Origin of the sequence: Escherichia sp. WS568, assembly GCF_046486085.1 — a bacterium.
In the GTDB taxonomy this organism is placed as follows: Bacteria; Pseudomonadota; Gammaproteobacteria; order Enterobacterales; family Enterobacteriaceae; genus Escherichia; species Escherichia coli.
The window spans coordinates 173,220-189,163 of the sequence record NZ_JBJQMC010000001.1; the positions used below are offsets into that span (position 1 = coordinate 173,220).

General features: G+C 49.7%; 13 protein-coding genes. 7 read left to right on the forward strand and 6 right to left on the reverse strand.

The features are described 5' to 3' along the window. Positions 1–17: 17 nt before the first annotated feature. Positions 18–1,613, forward strand: coding sequence for an acyl CoA:acetate/3-ketoacid CoA transferase (locus ACJHWR_RS00840; protein WP_000805668.1), 1,596 nt, complete (start codon positions 18–20; stop codon positions 1,611–1,613). A gap of 13 nt (positions 1,614–1,626) precedes the next feature. After that, positions 1,627–2,778, forward strand: coding sequence for an acyl-CoA dehydrogenase (locus ACJHWR_RS00845; protein WP_233336582.1), 1,152 nt, complete (start codon positions 1,627–1,629; stop codon positions 2,776–2,778). Positions 2,779–2,820: 42 nt separating this feature from the next. On the opposite strand, the gene ACJHWR_RS00850 is transcribed toward ACJHWR_RS00845, so the two are convergent. Then, the gene (locus ACJHWR_RS00850) at positions 2,821–3,732 is read right to left on the reverse strand and encodes an AraC family transcriptional regulator (RefSeq protein ID WP_000284798.1); all 912 of its coding nucleotides are present in this window, start codon (positions 3,730–3,732) and stop codon (positions 2,821–2,823) included. A 315-nt stretch (positions 3,733–4,047) separates the two neighbouring features. On the opposite strand from ACJHWR_RS00850, the gene ACJHWR_RS00855 reads away from it, so the two are divergent. From ACJHWR_RS00855 to fadK, 5 genes are read left to right on the forward strand one after another with little or no spacing between them, the layout of a single operon-like run. Then, on the forward strand, positions 4,048–4,812 hold the full coding sequence (locus tag ACJHWR_RS00855) for an electron transfer flavoprotein (RefSeq protein ID WP_000692121.1): 765 nt from the start codon (positions 4,048–4,050) through the stop codon (positions 4,810–4,812). A 19-nt stretch (positions 4,813–4,831) separates the two neighbouring features. Beyond that, a complete protein-coding gene (locus ACJHWR_RS00860; protein ID WP_000080733.1) occupies positions 4,832–5,770 on the forward strand; it encodes an electron transfer flavoprotein subunit alpha in 939 nt (312 codons plus the stop codon). Positions 5,771–5,824: 54 nt separating this feature from the next. Further along, on the forward strand, positions 5,825–7,114 hold the full coding sequence (locus ACJHWR_RS00865; protein WP_001278473.1) for an FAD-dependent oxidoreductase: 1,290 nt from the start codon (positions 5,825–5,827) through the stop codon (positions 7,112–7,114). After that, positions 7,111–7,404 (forward strand): ferredoxin family protein, encoded by a 294-nt coding sequence (locus ACJHWR_RS00870; protein ID WP_000081071.1) that lies wholly within the window; start codon positions 7,111–7,113, stop codon positions 7,402–7,404. Before ACJHWR_RS00865 ends, ACJHWR_RS00870 begins: the two co-directional genes overlap by 4 nt. A gap of 56 nt (positions 7,405–7,460) precedes the next feature. Then, positions 7,461–9,101, forward strand: a complete 1,641-nt coding sequence (fadK, locus tag ACJHWR_RS00875) for a medium-chain fatty-acid--CoA ligase (RefSeq protein WP_012311627.1) — start codon at positions 7,461–7,463, stop codon at positions 9,099–9,101. Between the two features lie 50 nt (positions 9,102–9,151). Here the strand turns inward: fadK and ACJHWR_RS00880 are convergent, their stop codons facing one another. The 5 genes from ACJHWR_RS00880 to ppsA form a co-directional block, all read right to left on the reverse strand. Next, positions 9,152–9,895: an SDR family oxidoreductase gene (locus ACJHWR_RS00880; RefSeq protein ID WP_000160966.1), complete on the reverse strand. Its 744-nt coding sequence runs from the start codon at positions 9,893–9,895 to the stop codon at positions 9,152–9,154. A 12-nt stretch (positions 9,896–9,907) separates the two neighbouring features. Beyond that, positions 9,908–10,387, reverse strand: a complete 480-nt coding sequence (locus ACJHWR_RS00885; RefSeq protein ID WP_000639091.1) for a YhcH/YjgK/YiaL family protein — start codon at positions 10,385–10,387, stop codon at positions 9,908–9,910. A gap of 10 nt (positions 10,388–10,397) precedes the next feature. Further along, the gene (locus ACJHWR_RS00890; RefSeq protein ID WP_001049278.1) at positions 10,398–11,357 is read right to left on the reverse strand and encodes a 2-hydroxyacid dehydrogenase; all 960 of its coding nucleotides are present in this window, start codon (positions 11,355–11,357) and stop codon (positions 10,398–10,400) included. Between the two features lie 35 nt (positions 11,358–11,392). Further along, the gene (locus ACJHWR_RS00895) at positions 11,393–12,793 is read right to left on the reverse strand and encodes an anion permease (RefSeq protein ID WP_001278073.1); all 1,401 of its coding nucleotides are present in this window, start codon (positions 12,791–12,793) and stop codon (positions 11,393–11,395) included. Between the two features lie 488 nt (positions 12,794–13,281). Beyond that, entirely contained in the window at positions 13,282–15,660 is a 2,379-nt protein-coding gene (gene ppsA / locus ACJHWR_RS00900; RefSeq protein ID WP_000069376.1) for a phosphoenolpyruvate synthase, read from the reverse strand. Positions 15,661–15,944: the final 284 nt, after the last annotated feature.

Here is a 15,944-nt window from a genome sequence, read left to right on the forward strand (position 1 = left end):
TGAATCAGGAATTAACAATGAAACCTGTAAAACCACCTCGTATTAATGGACGAGTGCCGGTCCTGTCGGCACAGGAAGCGGTGAATTATATTCCCGACGAAGCAACACTTTGTGTGTTAGGCGCTGGCGGCGGTATTCTGGAAGCCACCACGTTAATTACTGCTCTTGCTGATAAATATAAACAGACTCAAACACCACGTAATTTATCGATTATTAGTCCAACAGGGCTTGGCGATCGCGCCGACCGTGGCATTAGTCCGCTGGCACAAGAAGGTCTGGTGAAATGGGCATTATGCGGTCACTGGGGACAATCGCCGCGTATTTCTGATCTCGCAGAACAAAATAAAATTATTGCTTATAACTATCCACAAGGTGTACTTACACAAACCTTACGCGCCGCCGCAGCCCACCAGCCTGGTATTATTAGTGATATTGGCATCGGAACATTTGTCGATCCACGCCAGCAAGGCGGCAAACTGAATGAAGTCACTAAAGAAGACCTGATTAAACTGGTCGAGTTTGATAACAAAGAATATCTCTATTACAAATCGATTGCGCCAGATATCGCCTTCATTCGCGCTACCACCTGCGACAGCGAAGGCTACGCCACTTTTGAAGATGAGGTGATGTATCTCGACGCATTGGTTATTGCTCAGGCGGTGCACAATAACGGCGGTATTGTGATGATGCAGGTGCAGAAAATGGTTAAGAAAGCCACGCTGCATCCTAAATCTGTCCGTATTCCGGGTTATCTGGTGGATATTGTGGTGGTCGATCCGGATCAAACCCAACTGTATGGCGGTGCACCGGTTAACCGCTTTATTTCTGGTGACTTCACCCTTGATGACAGTACCAAACTTAGCCTGCCCCTAAACCAACGTAAATTAGTTGCGCGGCGCGCATTATTCGAAATGCGCAAAGGCGCAGTGGGGAATGTCGGCGTCGGTATTGCTGACGGCATTGGCCTGGTCGCCCGGGAAGAAGGTTGTGCTGATGACTTTATTCTGACGGTAGAAACAGGTCCGATTGGCGGTATTACTTCACAGGGGATCGCCTTTGGCGCGAACGTGAATACCCGCGCCATTCTGGATATGACGTCCCAGTTTGATTTTTATCACGGTGGTGGTCTGGATGTTTGTTATTTGAGTTTTGCTGAAGTCGACCAGCACGGTAACGTCGGCGTGCATAAATTCAATGGTAAAATCATGGGCACCGGTGGATTTATTGATATCAGTGCCACTTCGAAGAAAATCGTGTTCTGCGGCACATTAACTGCGGGCAGTTTAAAAACAGAAATTACCGACGGCAAATTAAATATCGTCCAGGAAGGACGGGTGAAGAAATTTATTCGGGAACTACCGGAAATAACTTTCAGCGGAAAAATCGCTCTCGAGCGAGGGCTGGATGTTCGTTATATCACTGAGCGCGCCGTATTCACGTTAAAAGAAGACGGCCTGCATTTAATCGAAATCGCTCCTGGCGTCGATTTACAAAAAGATATTTTCGACAAAATGGATTTCACCCCAGTGATTTCGCCAGAACTCAAACTGATGGACGAAAGATTATTTATCGATGCGGCGATGGGTTTTGTCCTGCCTGAAGCGGCTCATTAACAGGAGTATAATGATGGATTTTTCTTTAACTGAAGAACAAGAACTGCTGCTGGCCAGTATTCGCGAACTGATTACGACTAACTTTCCGGAAGAGTATTTCCGCACCTGCGATCAAAACGGGACATACCCGCGTGAGTTTATGCGGGCACTGGCGGATAACGGTATTTCCATGCTTGGCGTGCCGGAAGAATTTGGTGGTATCCCTGCGGATTACGTCACCCAAATGCTGGCGCTGATGGAAGTGTCAAAATGCGGTGCTCCGGCATTTTTGATTACCAACGGTCAATGTATTCACAGTATGCGCCGTTTCGGTTCTGCAGAGCAGCTACGTAAAACGGCAGAGAGCACACTGGAAACGGGTGATCCCGCCTATGCCCTGGCATTGACGGGGCCAGGCGCAGGCTCAGACAACAACAGTGCCACTACCACTTACACGCGTAAAAACGGCAAGGTTTACATCAACGGACAGAAAACCTTTATTACCGGTGCGAAAGAGTATCCATATATGCTGGTGTTGGCGCGCGATCCGCAACCGAAAGATCCGAAAAAGGCCTTTACTCTGTGGTGGGTCGACTCCAGTAAACCCGGCATTAAAATCAATCCACTGCATAAAATCGGCTGGCATATGCTCAGCACCTGCGAAGTCTATCTCGACAACGTGGAAGTTGAAGAGAGCGACATGGTGGGCGAAGAAGGAATGGGTTTCCTCAATGTGATGTACAACTTTGAGATGGAGCGCCTGATCAACGCCGCGCGCAGCACCGGCTTTGCCGAATGCGCATTCGAAGATGCCGCCCGCTATGCCAACCAGCGTATCGCTTTTGGTAAGCCCATTGGTCATAACCAGATGATCCAGGAAAAACTGGCGCTGATGGCGATTAAGATCGACAACATGCGCAACATGGTGTTGAAAGTGGCATGGCAAGCCGATCAGCATCAGTCACTGCGCACCAGCGCGGCGCTGGCAAAACTGTACTGCGCACGTACCGCAATGGAAGTCATTGATGATGCGATTCAAATCATGGGCGGTCTGGGCTATACCGATGAGGCGCGCGTGTCCCGCTTCTGGCGTGATGTCCGTTGTGAACGTATCGGCGGCGGTACAGACGAAATTATGATTTACGTAGCGGGTCGGCAGATCCTGAAAGATTATCAGAACAAATAATCTGCAGGCGGCGCAGCTTCTTAACAAACTGCGCCGCCAGATTTATCCGGCAAGACTTACTGGTTGAGGAAATTCAGATAGGATTTCTTGTTCCGCAAAACAGTTTTTAAATTGCCTGCGGTAATCGCTGGGCGAACAGCCGACATGGCGCAAAAACAGTTTGGCAAAGTGATCGACATTTTCATAACCCACACGCCAGGAAATCTCTGCCTGTGATAATTCAGTATTAGTGAGTGACCATTTCGCTTCCGTCATACGCCGTTGAATAACATAGTTAATAGGGGAAATACGATACTCTTTGGTAAATTCATGGCAGATATAACTGACGCTGGCACGAAATTTTTTCGATAACTGCTCTAAAGTGATTTTTTCGCGATAGTTATTATTCAGATAGAAAAGAATATCTTTTATCAGAACATCTTTTTTAATATATCCCTGCTCCGAACGATAAGCATTTTTAAAGTTTTCGTAGTAAAGAATTGCTAACGTATAGGCAAATGCGTCCCATAACGAAGATGTTTGGCTATTTTTACTTTGCGGCAAAATCACACTTAGCTCATTAAATAAGGTTTTAATGACTTCTTTTCCCTGCCCTGCGGCAATTACCGGGCAAGAATGCGGTTGCAGTAGCTGATTTTCCTCAGCCCCCTGAAACTGAAAGCCGTACAGCGCACAGGTACACGTCGTTGCCGGATCGTTAACGTCAGAGGCCACCGCATGCAGCCTGCCACGTTCTATCACCACAATGTCATCGGCATGCGCGACATATAACGAAGAATCGATGGTAAACCTTGCTACCCCTTTCTTGACGTAAATCAGCTCGGTTTCATTGTCATGAACGTGATGTCCGGACTCCCATTTTGGATCATCGCTAAATGCGAAACGTGAAAGCCGTGGCGTTTTACCGGCGACAAACAGCGTTTCACTGGCATTATCAAAACAGCGTTGATACATGACAACCTCCCTATTCCATGAGCAAGCAAAAACAATATATGCCGGATAAAATACGGCGTGTATTGCGGTTATACAACCGCGTTTAGCGAGAGCTAAACAAGATTATTTACACTGAATGCAAGATTGTACGGTCATGGAATAACTATATTGCCGCAAATTGCACTTTTGTTTTAGCGATCGCATTTTTTTTGCAAGATTGTTGGCAAGGAAAACAGCTTGCTCCGTCGAAAACCCCGCACCGCTATCGCACACTATTTTCAGGCCATATTTACCTTCCATCGGAGATGGTTCCGTATGCGACTCACAGGAGAAATCATGAAAATAATAACCTGCTTTAAGCTGGTGCCTGAAGAACAGGACATTGTTGTCACTCCAGAATATACCCTGAATTTCGACAATGCCGACGCCAAAATCAGCCAGTTCGATCTCAATGCCATTGAAGCTGCAAGCCAGCTTGCATCAGATGACGATGAGATAGCCGCGCTGACCATTGGCGGCTCATTGTTGCAGAACTCGAAAGTGCGAAAAGACGTGCTATCCCGCGGGCCGCATAGCCTGTATTTGGTGCAGGATGCGCAACTTGAACATGCACTGCCTCTCGATACCGCAAAGGCGCTGGCGGCAGCAGTTGAAAAGATCGGCTTCGATTTACTGATCTTTGGTGAAGGTTCCGGCGACCTTTATGCCCAGCAGGTTGGCTTGCTGGTCGGAGAAATTCTGCAACTTCCGGTGATTAATGCAGTGAGTGCTATTCAGCGTCAGGGCAATACACTGGTGATTGAACGCACGCTTGAAGATGATGTTGAAGTTATTGAGCTCTCTGTTCCAGCCGTGCTCTGCGTCACCTCCGATATTAACATGCCACGCATTCCTTCGATGAAAGCCATTCTCGGCGCGGGTAAAAAACCGGTAAATCAGTGGCAGGCAAGTGACATTGGCTGGAGCCAGAGCGCACCACTTGCTGAACTGACCGGTATTCGCGTACCGCCGCAAACAGAACGTAAGCACATCATTCTCGATAACGATTCGCCGGAGGCCATTGCCGAGCTGGCGGAACATCTGAAGAAAGCCCTGAACTGAAGTCTACGGAGAAGAAACGATGAGTCAATTAAACAGCGTCTGGGTCTTTAGCGATAATCCTGAACGTTATGCTGAACTGTTTGGCGGCGCTCAGCAATGGGGCCAACAGGTGTATGCCATTGTACAAAATACCGAGCAGGCGCAGGCAGTTATGCCTTATGGGCCAAAATGCATTTATGTTCTTGAGCAAAACGACGCGCTGCAACGTACTGAAAATTACGCCGAAAGCATTGCTGCCCTGCTGAAAGATAAACACCCCGCTATGTTGCTGTTGGCCGCGACGAAACGTGGTAAAGCTCTGGCAGCACGGTTAAGTGTGCAACTGAATGCGGCGCTGGTGAACGATGCCACGGCGGTGGATATTGTCGATGGTCACATTTGCGCCGAACACCGGATGTATGGCGGGTTAGCGTTCGCACAGGAAAAGATCAACAGCCCGCTGGCGATCATTACCCTTGCACCCGGTGTTCAGGAACCGTGCACCCGTGATACCTCTCATCAGTGCCCGACAGAAACGGTACCTTATGTTGCCCCGCGTCATGAAATTCTCTGTCGCGAACGCCGTGCGAAAGCGGCAAGCAGCGTGGACCTGAGCAAAGCAAAACGTGTGGTTGGCGTCGGTCGTGGTCTGGCGGCGCAGGATGACCTGAAAATGGTCCACGAACTGGCGGCAGTGCTGAATGCTGAAGTCGGCTGTTCACGTCCAATTGCCGAAGGCGAGAACTGGATGGAGCGTGAACGTTATATCGGTGTCTCCGGCGTGTTGCTGAAATCCGATCTCTACCTGACGCTGGGGATCTCCGGGCAGATCCAGCATATGGTTGGCGGCAACGGCGCAAAAGTGATTGTCGCCATCAATAAAGATAAAAATGCGCCAATCTTCAACTATGCCGACTACGGTCTGGTGGGCGATATCTACAAAGTCGTCCCTGCCCTGATTAGCCAGTTGAGTCGCTAATTCCCTTTCAACCACATCTCCCGCTGTAAACGCAGCGGGAAGGGAGCATAACGCATGTCGGATGACAAATTTGATGCCATTGTGGTCGGTGCGGGCGTTGCCGGTAGCGTTGCCGCACTGGTCATGGCGCAAGCCGGGCTGGATGTCCTGGTGATAGAACGCGGCGACAGTGCCGGATGTAAAAACATGACCGGCGGGCGTCTTTATGCCCACACACTTGAAGCGATTATTCCAGGCTTTGCAGCATCAGCGCCGGTAGAACGCAAGGTCACACGCGAGAAAATCTCCTTCTTAACCGATGAGAGTGCCGTTACCCTCGATTTTCACCGCGAGCAACCAGATGTTCCGCAACACGCGTCTTATACCGTATTGCGTAATCGTCTGGACCCGTGGTTGATGGAACAAGCCGAACAGGCTGGCGCGCAGTTTATCCCGGGCGTTCGTGTCGATGCGCTGGTTCGTGAAGGAAATAAGGTCACTGGCGTCCAGGCCGGGGATGATATTCTCGAAGCGAATGTGGTGATTCTGGCTGATGGCGTTAACTCGATGCTTGGCCGCTCGCTGGGAATGGTTCCCGCTTCCGATCCGCATCATTACGCTGTTGGTGTTAAAGAGGTTATTGGCCTCACACCAGAACAGATCAAGGATCGCTTTAATATTACGGGCGAGGAAGGTGCCGCCTGGCTGTTTGCCGGTTCCCCTTCTGACGGCCTGATGGGCGGCGGATTCCTCTATACCAATAAGGATTCCATATCGTTGGGGCTGGTTTGTGGATTGGGTGATATCGCCCATGCGCAAAAAAGCGTGCCGCAAATGCTGGAAGATTTTAAACAACACCCCGCCATTCACCCGCTGATTAGCGGCGGCAAACTGCTTGAATATTCCGCGCATATGGTGCCGGAGGGCGGTCTGGCAATGGTGCCGCAGCTGGTTAACGATGGCGTGATGATCGTTGGTGACGCCGCAGGCTTCTGCCTGAATTTGGGTTTTACAGTTCGCGGCATGGATTTAGCCATTGCATCAGCTCAGGCTGCCGCCACAACAGTGATTGCAGCCAAAGAACGCGCGGATTTCTCCGCCAGCAGTCTGGCGCAATACAAACGTGAGCTGGAACAAAGCTGCGTCATGCGTGATATGCAGCATTTTCGCAAGATCCCGGCGCTGATGGAAAATCCGCGCCTGTTTAGTCAGTATCCGCGCATGGTCGCCGACATCATGAACGAGATGTTCACCATTGACGGCAAACCAAACCAGCCGGTACGCAAAATGATCATGGGACACGCGAAGAAAATTGGGCTGATCAACTTGCTGAAAGATGGCATTAAGGGAGCAACCGCGCTATGAGCCAGAACGCTACGGTTAACGTCGACATCAAATTAGGCGTCAATAAATTCCATGTTGATGAGGGACACCCGCATATCATTTTGGCGGCAAATCCCGATATCAATGAATTCCGTAAATTAATGAAAGCTTGCCCTGCCGGACTTTATAAGCAGGATGACGCAGGAAACATTCATTTCGATTCCGCCGGTTGTCTGGAGTGCGGCACCTGTCGGGTGCTGTGCGGCAACACTATTCTCGAACAGTGGCAATATCCCGCAGGCACCTTCGGTATTGATTTTCGCTACGGCTAATCATGCATCCCACAGGCCCGCATCTCGGGCCTGATGTTCTGTTTCGAGAGTCCAAAATGAAAGTGACATTAACGTTTAACGAACAACGTCGTGCGGCGTATCGTCAGCAAGGGCTATGGGGCGATGCTTCGCTGGCCGATTACTGGCAGCAGACCGCTCGTGCGATGCCAGACAAAATTGCCGTGGTCGATAATCATGGTGCATCATACACCTATAGCGCGCTCGATCACGCCGCGAGCTGTCTGGCAAACTGGATGTTGACGAAGGGTATTGAATCAGGCGATCGCATCGCATTTCAACTGCCTGGCTGGTGTGAATTTACCGTTATCTATCTTGCCTGCCTGAAAATCGGTGCGGTTTCCGTACCGCTGTTGCCTTCCTGGCGGGAAGCAGAACTAGTATGGGTACTCAATAAGTGTCAGGCAAAAATGTTCTTTGCACCGACGTTGTTTAAACAAACGCGTCCGGTAGATTTAATCCTGCCGCTGCAAAATCAGCTTCCACAACTACAACAAATTGTCGGCGTGGACAAACTGGCTCCCGCCACCTCTTCCCTCTCATTAAGTCAGATTCTCGCCGACAATACCCCACTGACTACGGCGATAACGACCCACGGCGATGAATTAGCCGCTGTGCTATTTACCTCCGGAACCGAGGGTCTGCCAAAGGGCGTGATGCTAACGCATAACAATATTCTCGCCAGTGAGCGGGCTTATTGCGCGCGGCTGAATCTGACCTGGCAGGATGTCTTTATGATGCCTGCGCCACTTGGTCACGCAACGGGCTTTCTGCATGGCGTAACAGCACCATTTTTAATTGGTGCTCGCAGCGTGTTGTTAGATATTTTCACTCCTGCTGCGTGTCTCGCGCTGCTTGAGCAGCAGCGTTGCACCTGTATGCTCGGCGCAACGCCGTTTGTCTATGATCTTTTGAATTTACTAGAGAAACAGCCCGCAGACCTTTCAGCGCTGCGTTTCTTTCTTTGTGGCGGTACCACAATCCCCAAAAAAGTGGCGCGTGAATGCCAGCAGCGCGGCATTAAATTATTAAGTGTTTATGGTTCCACAGAAAGTTCGCCGCATGCGGTGGTGAATCTCGATGATCCTTTGTCGCGCTTTATGCACACCGATGGTTACGCTGCCGCAGGTGTAGAGATTAAAGTGGTCGATGGCGCACGCAAGACCTTACCGCCAGGTTGCGAAGGTGAAGAAGCCTCGCGTGGCCCCAATGTGTTTATGGGGTATTTTGATGAACCTGAATTAACCGCCCATGCCCTGGATGAAGAAGGCTGGTATTACAGCGGCGATCTCTGCCGCATGGATGAGGCTGGCTATATAAAAATAACCGGGCGCAAGAAAGATATTATTGTCCGCGGCGGCGAAAATATTAGCAGCCGTGAAGTGGAAGATATTTTATTACAGCATCCTAAAATTCACGATGCTTGTGTGGTTGCGATGCCCGATGAACGCTTAGGTGAACGTTCATGCGCTTATGTCGTGCTGAAAGCACCGCATCATTCATTATCGCTGGAAGATGTAGTGGCATTTTTTAGCCGTAAACGGGTCGCGAAATATAAATATCCTGAACATATCGTGGTAATCGAAAAACTACCGCGCACTGCCTCCGGTAAAATACAAAAATTTTTGTTACGTAAAGATATTCTTCAACGGCTGGAACAAACATGCGTTGAGGCATAAGTCATAAATAATAAAGCACCTTACACGCAAGGTGCTTTATTCAATCTCGATTAACCACGTCCGACATACGGCATATTATTTGCCATAATCGTTATTTCCAGCACATTCGTGGTTACTGGCAACTGAGCCATCATCTGAATGGTCGCTGCAACATCAGCAACATTCATCATATCTTCCGCTTTAATAGCACCATCTGCCTGATAAACGCCCTTACGCATCCGATTCGATAATGTCGTTTCCGCATTGCCGATATTAATTTGCCCGCAAGCGATATTAAATTTGCGACAATCCAGGGAAATGGCCTTGGTCAACCCGGTAACAGCATGTTTCGACGCCGTGTATGGCGCAGTATAGAGGCGCGGCGTCAGTGCAGAAATCGACGCATTGTTAATAATACGTCCTCCCATTGGCTGCTGCGCTTTCATGATTTTAATCGCCTCTTTCGAACACAAAAATGTCGAATGAATATTGGCGTTAAACACGCGCGTCCACTCAGTAAACTCAACCTCTTCAATACTTTTTGCCGGACTATTATTGCCCGCATTATTGAACAAGAGATCCAGTCGACCAAAAAGAGCCTTAATCTCGGCAAATAGCGCAACGACAGCGGACTCATCCGTGACATCGGCAACCAGAGGAATAAAGCGTTCCTTGGCTAATCCTTGTGCACATTGCTGTAAGGTTTCTTCGTTACGCGCGGCAACAATAACTGTATATCCAATGTCATAGAGTGCCTTTGCTGCTGCGTAGCCGATGCCTTTACTTCCCCCCGTCACCAGGGCAATTTTTGTCATAGCCAGCTCCGCCTATAATAAACTCATGTCGATTTTCACGACTGTTTTTTTGATTTTTTCCACGTTATCGATTTTATAGCATGCCCGATGCACTTCTTCCGGAAAGACCACCACAAACTGTCCTGGTGTCAGCGTGATGATTCGATCATTAATACGTTCATCAGCATAAAAAATAACATCACGGTCGCCCAGGTGGCTTTCTACAACCGAGTTTTCCCCATCATCAAAATCCACACAAATCCGCTCTTCTCCGGCAATTAAAAAATGGACATCAAGATATTTACGATGAACTTCCGGTCGACATTCATGTAGTGGTTTAGTCATCGGTTCAACCACGGTATAAAATATTGAGTCATCCTGAATAAAAACCTTCTCTCCCACAGGAAGACTATTCAGATCATGTTGTGAAAGATACTCAATGACACGAGTGATGACAGGATGAAATGTCCGCTTTTGTTGTTCACTAAGATACGCGATATCACCATAAATCATATTTTCCGCCTTATTGAGTAACAGGGGTAATAACTGGCCGTCCGCTAAAGAAAGCCTGTAAGTTATCAAATACCAAATCCGCCATCGCATTAAACGTTTCGCTCGTACCACTGGCGATATGTGGCGTAAGGACAACGTTATCCAGCGACATTAATTGTTCTGGCACATGTGGTTCGTTGGCATAAACGTCCAGTGCCGCACCAGCAATGATGTTATTTTGCAGAGCATCAATCAGATCGGTTTCGTTCACCACTGATCCCCGGGAAATACTGATCAAATGCCCGGTTTTCCCCAGAGCCTGCAGCACCGTTTTGTCAATAACGCCGCGCGTACTCGCGCCGCCTGGCAGCGTCAGAACGAGGAAGTCCACCGCTTGCGCCAGAGAAACCAACGAATCATGCGCCGTCCAATCAGGTTTGTTATGCGGTTTTGGGTCGAAATAGTGAATTTCCATTTCAAATGCTGCTGCACGGCGGGCTACTGCGTTACCAATGTTCCCCAGACCGACAATTCCGCAACGTTTGCCACTCACTTTCGTCGCCATCGGGAAACGCCCCTCGTTTGGCCAACGGCCGTCACGAACATAACAATCGGCAATGTTAATACGTCGGGCAACATTGAGTAACAACGCTATACCAATGTCTGCGACACAGTCATTAAGCACGCCAGGTGTGTTGGTGACGATAACGCCATGCTCCCTGGCTGCCACGATATCAATAGGGTCATAACCCACACCGTTGCTGGCAATAATCTTCAGATTCGGAAATTTTTCTATTAGCGCCCGAGAAGCCCCCATTACCGGATTACCACTGGTCACCAGCGCCTGAATATCCGGCGCGATTTGCGTGTAAAAAGCGCCTTCATCAGCCAGTTCCCACAGGCGATATGCGGTGAAGGTAGATTCAACTTTAGCCATTAAGCGGTCACTTAATTTGCCGACGATCGCCACTTGAATATCTTTTAAGTTCATACACTATTCCTTGATTGATGTTTGTCGCAGGCCACTTACCACAGGCCAAGAATTTTCCACCACACCGCCCCCAGTCCGAACCAGATGGCAATGTTCAACAACATGACGATAAAGCCCAGCCGCCACCATTCTCGTTGCGAGACATAGCCAGCGCCGTAATAGATCACTGCGGGTCCGTTGCCATAATGCGAAATGCCGCTCATCAGGTTAGTGACGAACGCCAGTGACAGAGCCGCCATCATCGGCGGTGCGCCAGCAGCAACCGAGACGCTGCCAAAAGCGGCATACATCGCCACTACATGCGGCGTACTTCCGGCAAAGAAATAGTGGGAATAGCAGTAAACTATCAGCAACACCGTCAACGTTATCTCCCACGGAATGCCGGTGAACAGCGCCGAGGTTGTGACGGCAAACCATTTGAACAGGCCAAGCTGATTGAGCTTATCTGCCATACAGATCATGACTCCCAGCCAGACCAGAATGTCCCAGGCCCCCTTCTCTGACTGCACATCCTGCCAGGTGATAATCCGGGTCATCAACATTAAACAGACGCCAGAAAGCGCGACAGCCGTCGCATCCAGGCCAGTCCATTTCGATGTACTCCAGGCCAATAATGAAAGCAGGAAAATGCCAATTGTCACGCGCTCATCACGGGTTACCGGCCCCATTTTGATAAGTTCTTCCTGTGCCAACGCTTTGGCTTCTGGCGTCTTTTTGATCTCTGGCGGGTAGAGTTTGTAAATGACCAACGGCATAGTGATAAAAGCGATAATGCCCGGCACCAGTGCGCTTAGCGTCCACATCCCCCATGAGATATCGACAAATAAAGTGCTGGCCGCCAGAGATACAATGAGTGCATTTGGCGCGCTGGCCGTCATAAACATCGAGGATGAGAGACAGTTGGAATGGAACACCGTCTGCATCAGATAAGCGCCTATTTTACGCGGCCCTTGATCCGGTTCAGATCCAAAGCTGTTAGAGACACTGCGAACAATCGGGAACAAAATCCCTCCTGCTCGCGCTGTGTTTGATGGCGTTGCGGGCGCGATAATCATATCGCTTAGCGCCAATGTATAACCCAGACGCAACGAGCTGCCGCCAAATCCGCGAATCAGCAAATAGGCGATACGCCGCCCCAACCCCGTTTTGATGAATCCTTTCGCGTACAGGAATGCGGCGACAATAAGCCATACCGTCGTGCTGCTGAAACCTTTTAAGGCTTCGCTGGTTTTCATCATACCGGTCAGCATAATAAAACTGATGGCTATTAACGCGATAGCGCCCACCGGCAACGGTTGCAGAATAAACGCCACCACAGTGGTGATAAATATGGCCAGAATGTGCCAGGTTAAGGGTGTTAATCCGTCGGGGACGGGGAAAAACCATATAGCGAGTGCGACAATCGCACAAATCAGGACTTTCAAATAGCAACTCATATGCAATCCCTGTAGCTGTTTCCCACCGCTCGCGGAGGGAATTTATCCTGTTTTCTGTACAGCCAGACAAATCAGAAAATCGGTTTTAGTTCGAATAAATTCTCTGAATTACATAATCTGCGCTTATGTCTGAATAACGGTGCGGTAATTTTTCATGGCCATATCCCTTTTTATGCTGTGGTTGAAGATAGTATAAAAACGGGACTCATCAGTGACTTCGTGCAATCCAACGAACTCTGGACGAAAAAATTACGCATATGCTTAAGGAAATTGACGTGTGGTCACATTCGGCTTTGAGAAAAAACGGTATCGAGAATTATTCTGTGGAGAGGATCGCAAACAAATTAAAATCAGAAAGAACAGCAGCCAATTATTCAGATGATGTCCGGAAACTTTTTATATTGCATGAGCGCGTTTGCCCAAAGCAGGTTGTTAAAAGGTGGGGATATAGAAATGGACCCGGCGACTGAACGCCGCCGGGTTTTTATTTACTTGTTAAGTTCAGCCAGACTTAACCAGGTTTGCACCACGGTGTCCGGGTTAAGAGACAGGCTATCGATCCCCTCTTCCATCAACCATGCAGCAAAGTCTTCGTGGTCGGATGGACCCTGACCGCAAATCCCGACATATTTGCCCTGTTTCTTCGCGGCACGAATCGCCATCGACAGCAGTGCTTTCACCGCATCGTTGCGCTCATCGAACAGTTCAGATACCACGCCGGAGTCACGATCCAGACCGAGCGCCAGCTGCGTCATGTCGTTTGAGCCAATTGAGAAGCCGTCGAAATATTCGAGGAACTGCTCGGCCAGCAAGGCGTTGGACGGGATTTCACACATCATGATGATTTTCAGCCCGTTCTCACCACGTTTCAGCCCCTGACGCGCCAGTTCCTCAACCACCGCTTTCGCCTGATCTACGGTACGCACGAACGGGATCATGATCTCAACGTTGGTCAGCCCCATGTCGTTGCGCACACGTTTCACTGCTTCACACTCCAGCGCGAAGCAGTCGCGGAAGCTGTCGGAAACATAGCGGCCCGCGCCACGGAAGCCGAGCATCGGGTTCTCTTCATCTGGCTCGTAACGCTCACCACCGACCAGGTTGGCATATTCGTTCGATTTAAAATCAGAGAGACGGACAATGACGCGCTTCGGATAAAACGCGGCACCCAGCGTCGCGATCCCTTCAGTCAGACGACCAACGTAAAATTCACGCGGAGAATCAAAACCTTTCATCATCTCGCGGATTTCGTTTTGCAACTGCGGTTCTTGATCGTCAAACTCAAGCAGCGCGCGTGGGTGGACGCCAATCATACGGTTGATGATAAATTCCAGACGCGCAAGGCCCACGCCTTCGTTCGGCAGGCAGGCGAAGTCGAAAGCACGATCCGGGTTACCGACGTTCATCATCACCTTCAACGGCAGGTCCGGCATCGTTTCTACGCTGGAGCTTTTCACGCTAAATTCCAGCAACTCCGCATAGACATAACCGGTATCACCTTCGGCACAAGAAACAGTGACGTTCTCACCGTCTTTCATCCGTTCTGTTGCATCACCACAGCCCACTACCGCCGGAATGCCGAGTTCACGAGCGATGATCGCCGCGTGACAGGTACGACCGCCACGGTTGGTGACGATGGCAGATGCTTTCTTCATGATCGGTTCCCAGTCCGGGTCGGTCATGTCAGTAACCAGCACGTCACCAGGTTCGATGCGGTTCATTTCGCTGATGTCATGGATGACTTTCACCGGACCCGCGCCGATGCGATGACCGATAGCACGGCCTTCGGCGATAATCTTACCCTGTGAATGCAGCGTATAACGCTCCATGACCTGACCGCGTGAGCGCACGGTTTCCGGACGCGCCTGCACAATGAACAGTTTGCCGGTGTGGCCATCTTTCGCCCACTCAATATCCATCGGGCGACCGTAGTGTTTCTCAATTTGTACGGCCTGTTTTGCCAGTTCCTGCACTTCTTCGTTGGTCAGCGAGAAGATGTCACGCTGTTCCTGCGGTACGTCTTCGATTTTAACCTGCTTGCCGTGCTCCTGGGTCGGCGCGTAAACCATGCGGATTTTTTTCGACCCCATGGTGCGGCGCACGATAGCCGGGCGATTCGCCGCCAGTGTCGGTTTGTGCACGTAAAACTCATCCGGGTTAACCGCACCCTGCACGACCATTTCACCAAGGCCCCATGCGGAAGTGATAAACACCACCTGGTCAAAGCCGGATTCGGTATCAATGGAGAACATCACGCCAGAAGATGCGAGGTCGGAGCGCACCATCCGCTGAACACCGGCGGAGAGCGCCACGCCACGGTGATCGTAACCCTGGTGCACACGATAAGAGATGGCGCGATCGTTAAACAGAGAAGCAAATACATGTTTCACTGCCACGAGAACGGCGTCAAAACCCTGAACGTTGAGGAAGGTTTCCTGCTGACCGGCAAAAGAAGCGTCCGGCATATCTTCTGCAGTAGCGGAGGAACGCACCGCAAACGAGGCGTTTTCGTCATCGGCGGAAAGCTGTGCATAGGCTTCGCGGATGGCGTTTTCCAGCTCAGGCTGGAAGGGAGTGTCGATAATCCACTGGCGGATTTGCGCGCCCGCTTTCGCAAGCTGGGTAACATCGTCAATATCCGTTTTATCCAGCAGTTCATAAATGCGCTGGTTTACGCCGCTTTGGTCCAGAAACTGGTTAAACGCGTCGGCGGTTGTGGCGAAACCATTCGGAACGGAAACACCCATTCCGGAAAGGTTAGTAATCATTTCACCCAGGGAGGCATTTTTGCCCCCAACCCTGTCTACATCATTCATGCCGAGTTGGTTATACCAAAGCACCAGCGGTGACGAGCCATTGTTGGACATCGAACAATCCTTTTGTGATAAATGAACGGTTTGAGAAACACATTTCTGCGCATTTATCTTTGCATATTTAACCGGATGAAAAAAACGGTGAATCGTTCAAGCAAATATATTTTTTTACTTTTTAAGACTGATCCCAGCGTTGCGCAAATCTGCTCTCTTCGACAATTTCCACATAAACCATCGGTATAAACGAAACCATAAAAATGAAATGCTGTTTTCATAAAAAATAAAATTGAAGGTTCATTTATAAACCAGACATAACGTTCTACGCTTCTGTGCGTTTT

What these genes read in the sequence shown, in the direction of transcription:
- ACJHWR_RS00840 (WP_000805668.1), top strand. Translation starts at nt 18, where the DNA reads ATGAAACCTGTAAAACCACCTCGTATTAATGGACGAGTGCCGGTCCTG.
- ACJHWR_RS00845 (WP_233336582.1), top strand. Translation starts at nt 1,627, where the DNA reads ATGGATTTTTCTTTAACTGAAGAACAAGAACTGCTGCTGGCCAGTATT.
- ACJHWR_RS00850 (WP_000284798.1), bottom strand. Translation starts at nt 3,732, where the DNA reads ATGTATCAACGCTGTTTTGATAATGCCAGTGAAACGCTGTTTGTCGCC.
- ACJHWR_RS00855 (WP_000692121.1), top strand. Translation starts at nt 4,048, where the DNA reads ATGAAAATAATAACCTGCTTTAAGCTGGTGCCTGAAGAACAGGACATT.
- ACJHWR_RS00860 (WP_000080733.1), top strand. Translation starts at nt 4,832, where the DNA reads ATGAGTCAATTAAACAGCGTCTGGGTCTTTAGCGATAATCCTGAACGT.
- ACJHWR_RS00865 (WP_001278473.1), top strand. Translation starts at nt 5,825, where the DNA reads ATGTCGGATGACAAATTTGATGCCATTGTGGTCGGTGCGGGCGTTGCC.
- ACJHWR_RS00870 (WP_000081071.1), top strand. Translation starts at nt 7,111, where the DNA reads ATGAGCCAGAACGCTACGGTTAACGTCGACATCAAATTAGGCGTCAAT.
- fadK (WP_012311627.1), top strand. Translation starts at nt 7,461, where the DNA reads ATGAAAGTGACATTAACGTTTAACGAACAACGTCGTGCGGCGTATCGT.
- ACJHWR_RS00880 (WP_000160966.1), bottom strand. Translation starts at nt 9,895, where the DNA reads ATGACAAAAATTGCCCTGGTGACGGGGGGAAGTAAAGGCATCGGCTAC.
- ACJHWR_RS00885 (WP_000639091.1), bottom strand. Translation starts at nt 10,387, where the DNA reads ATGATTTATGGTGATATCGCGTATCTTAGTGAACAACAAAAGCGGACA.
- ACJHWR_RS00890 (WP_001049278.1), bottom strand. Translation starts at nt 11,357, where the DNA reads ATGAACTTAAAAGATATTCAAGTGGCGATCGTCGGCAAATTAAGTGAC.
- ACJHWR_RS00895 (WP_001278073.1), bottom strand. Translation starts at nt 12,793, where the DNA reads ATGAGTTGCTATTTGAAAGTCCTGATTTGTGCGATTGTCGCACTCGCT.
- ppsA (WP_000069376.1), bottom strand. Translation starts at nt 15,660, where the DNA reads ATGTCCAACAATGGCTCGTCACCGCTGGTGCTTTGGTATAACCAACTC.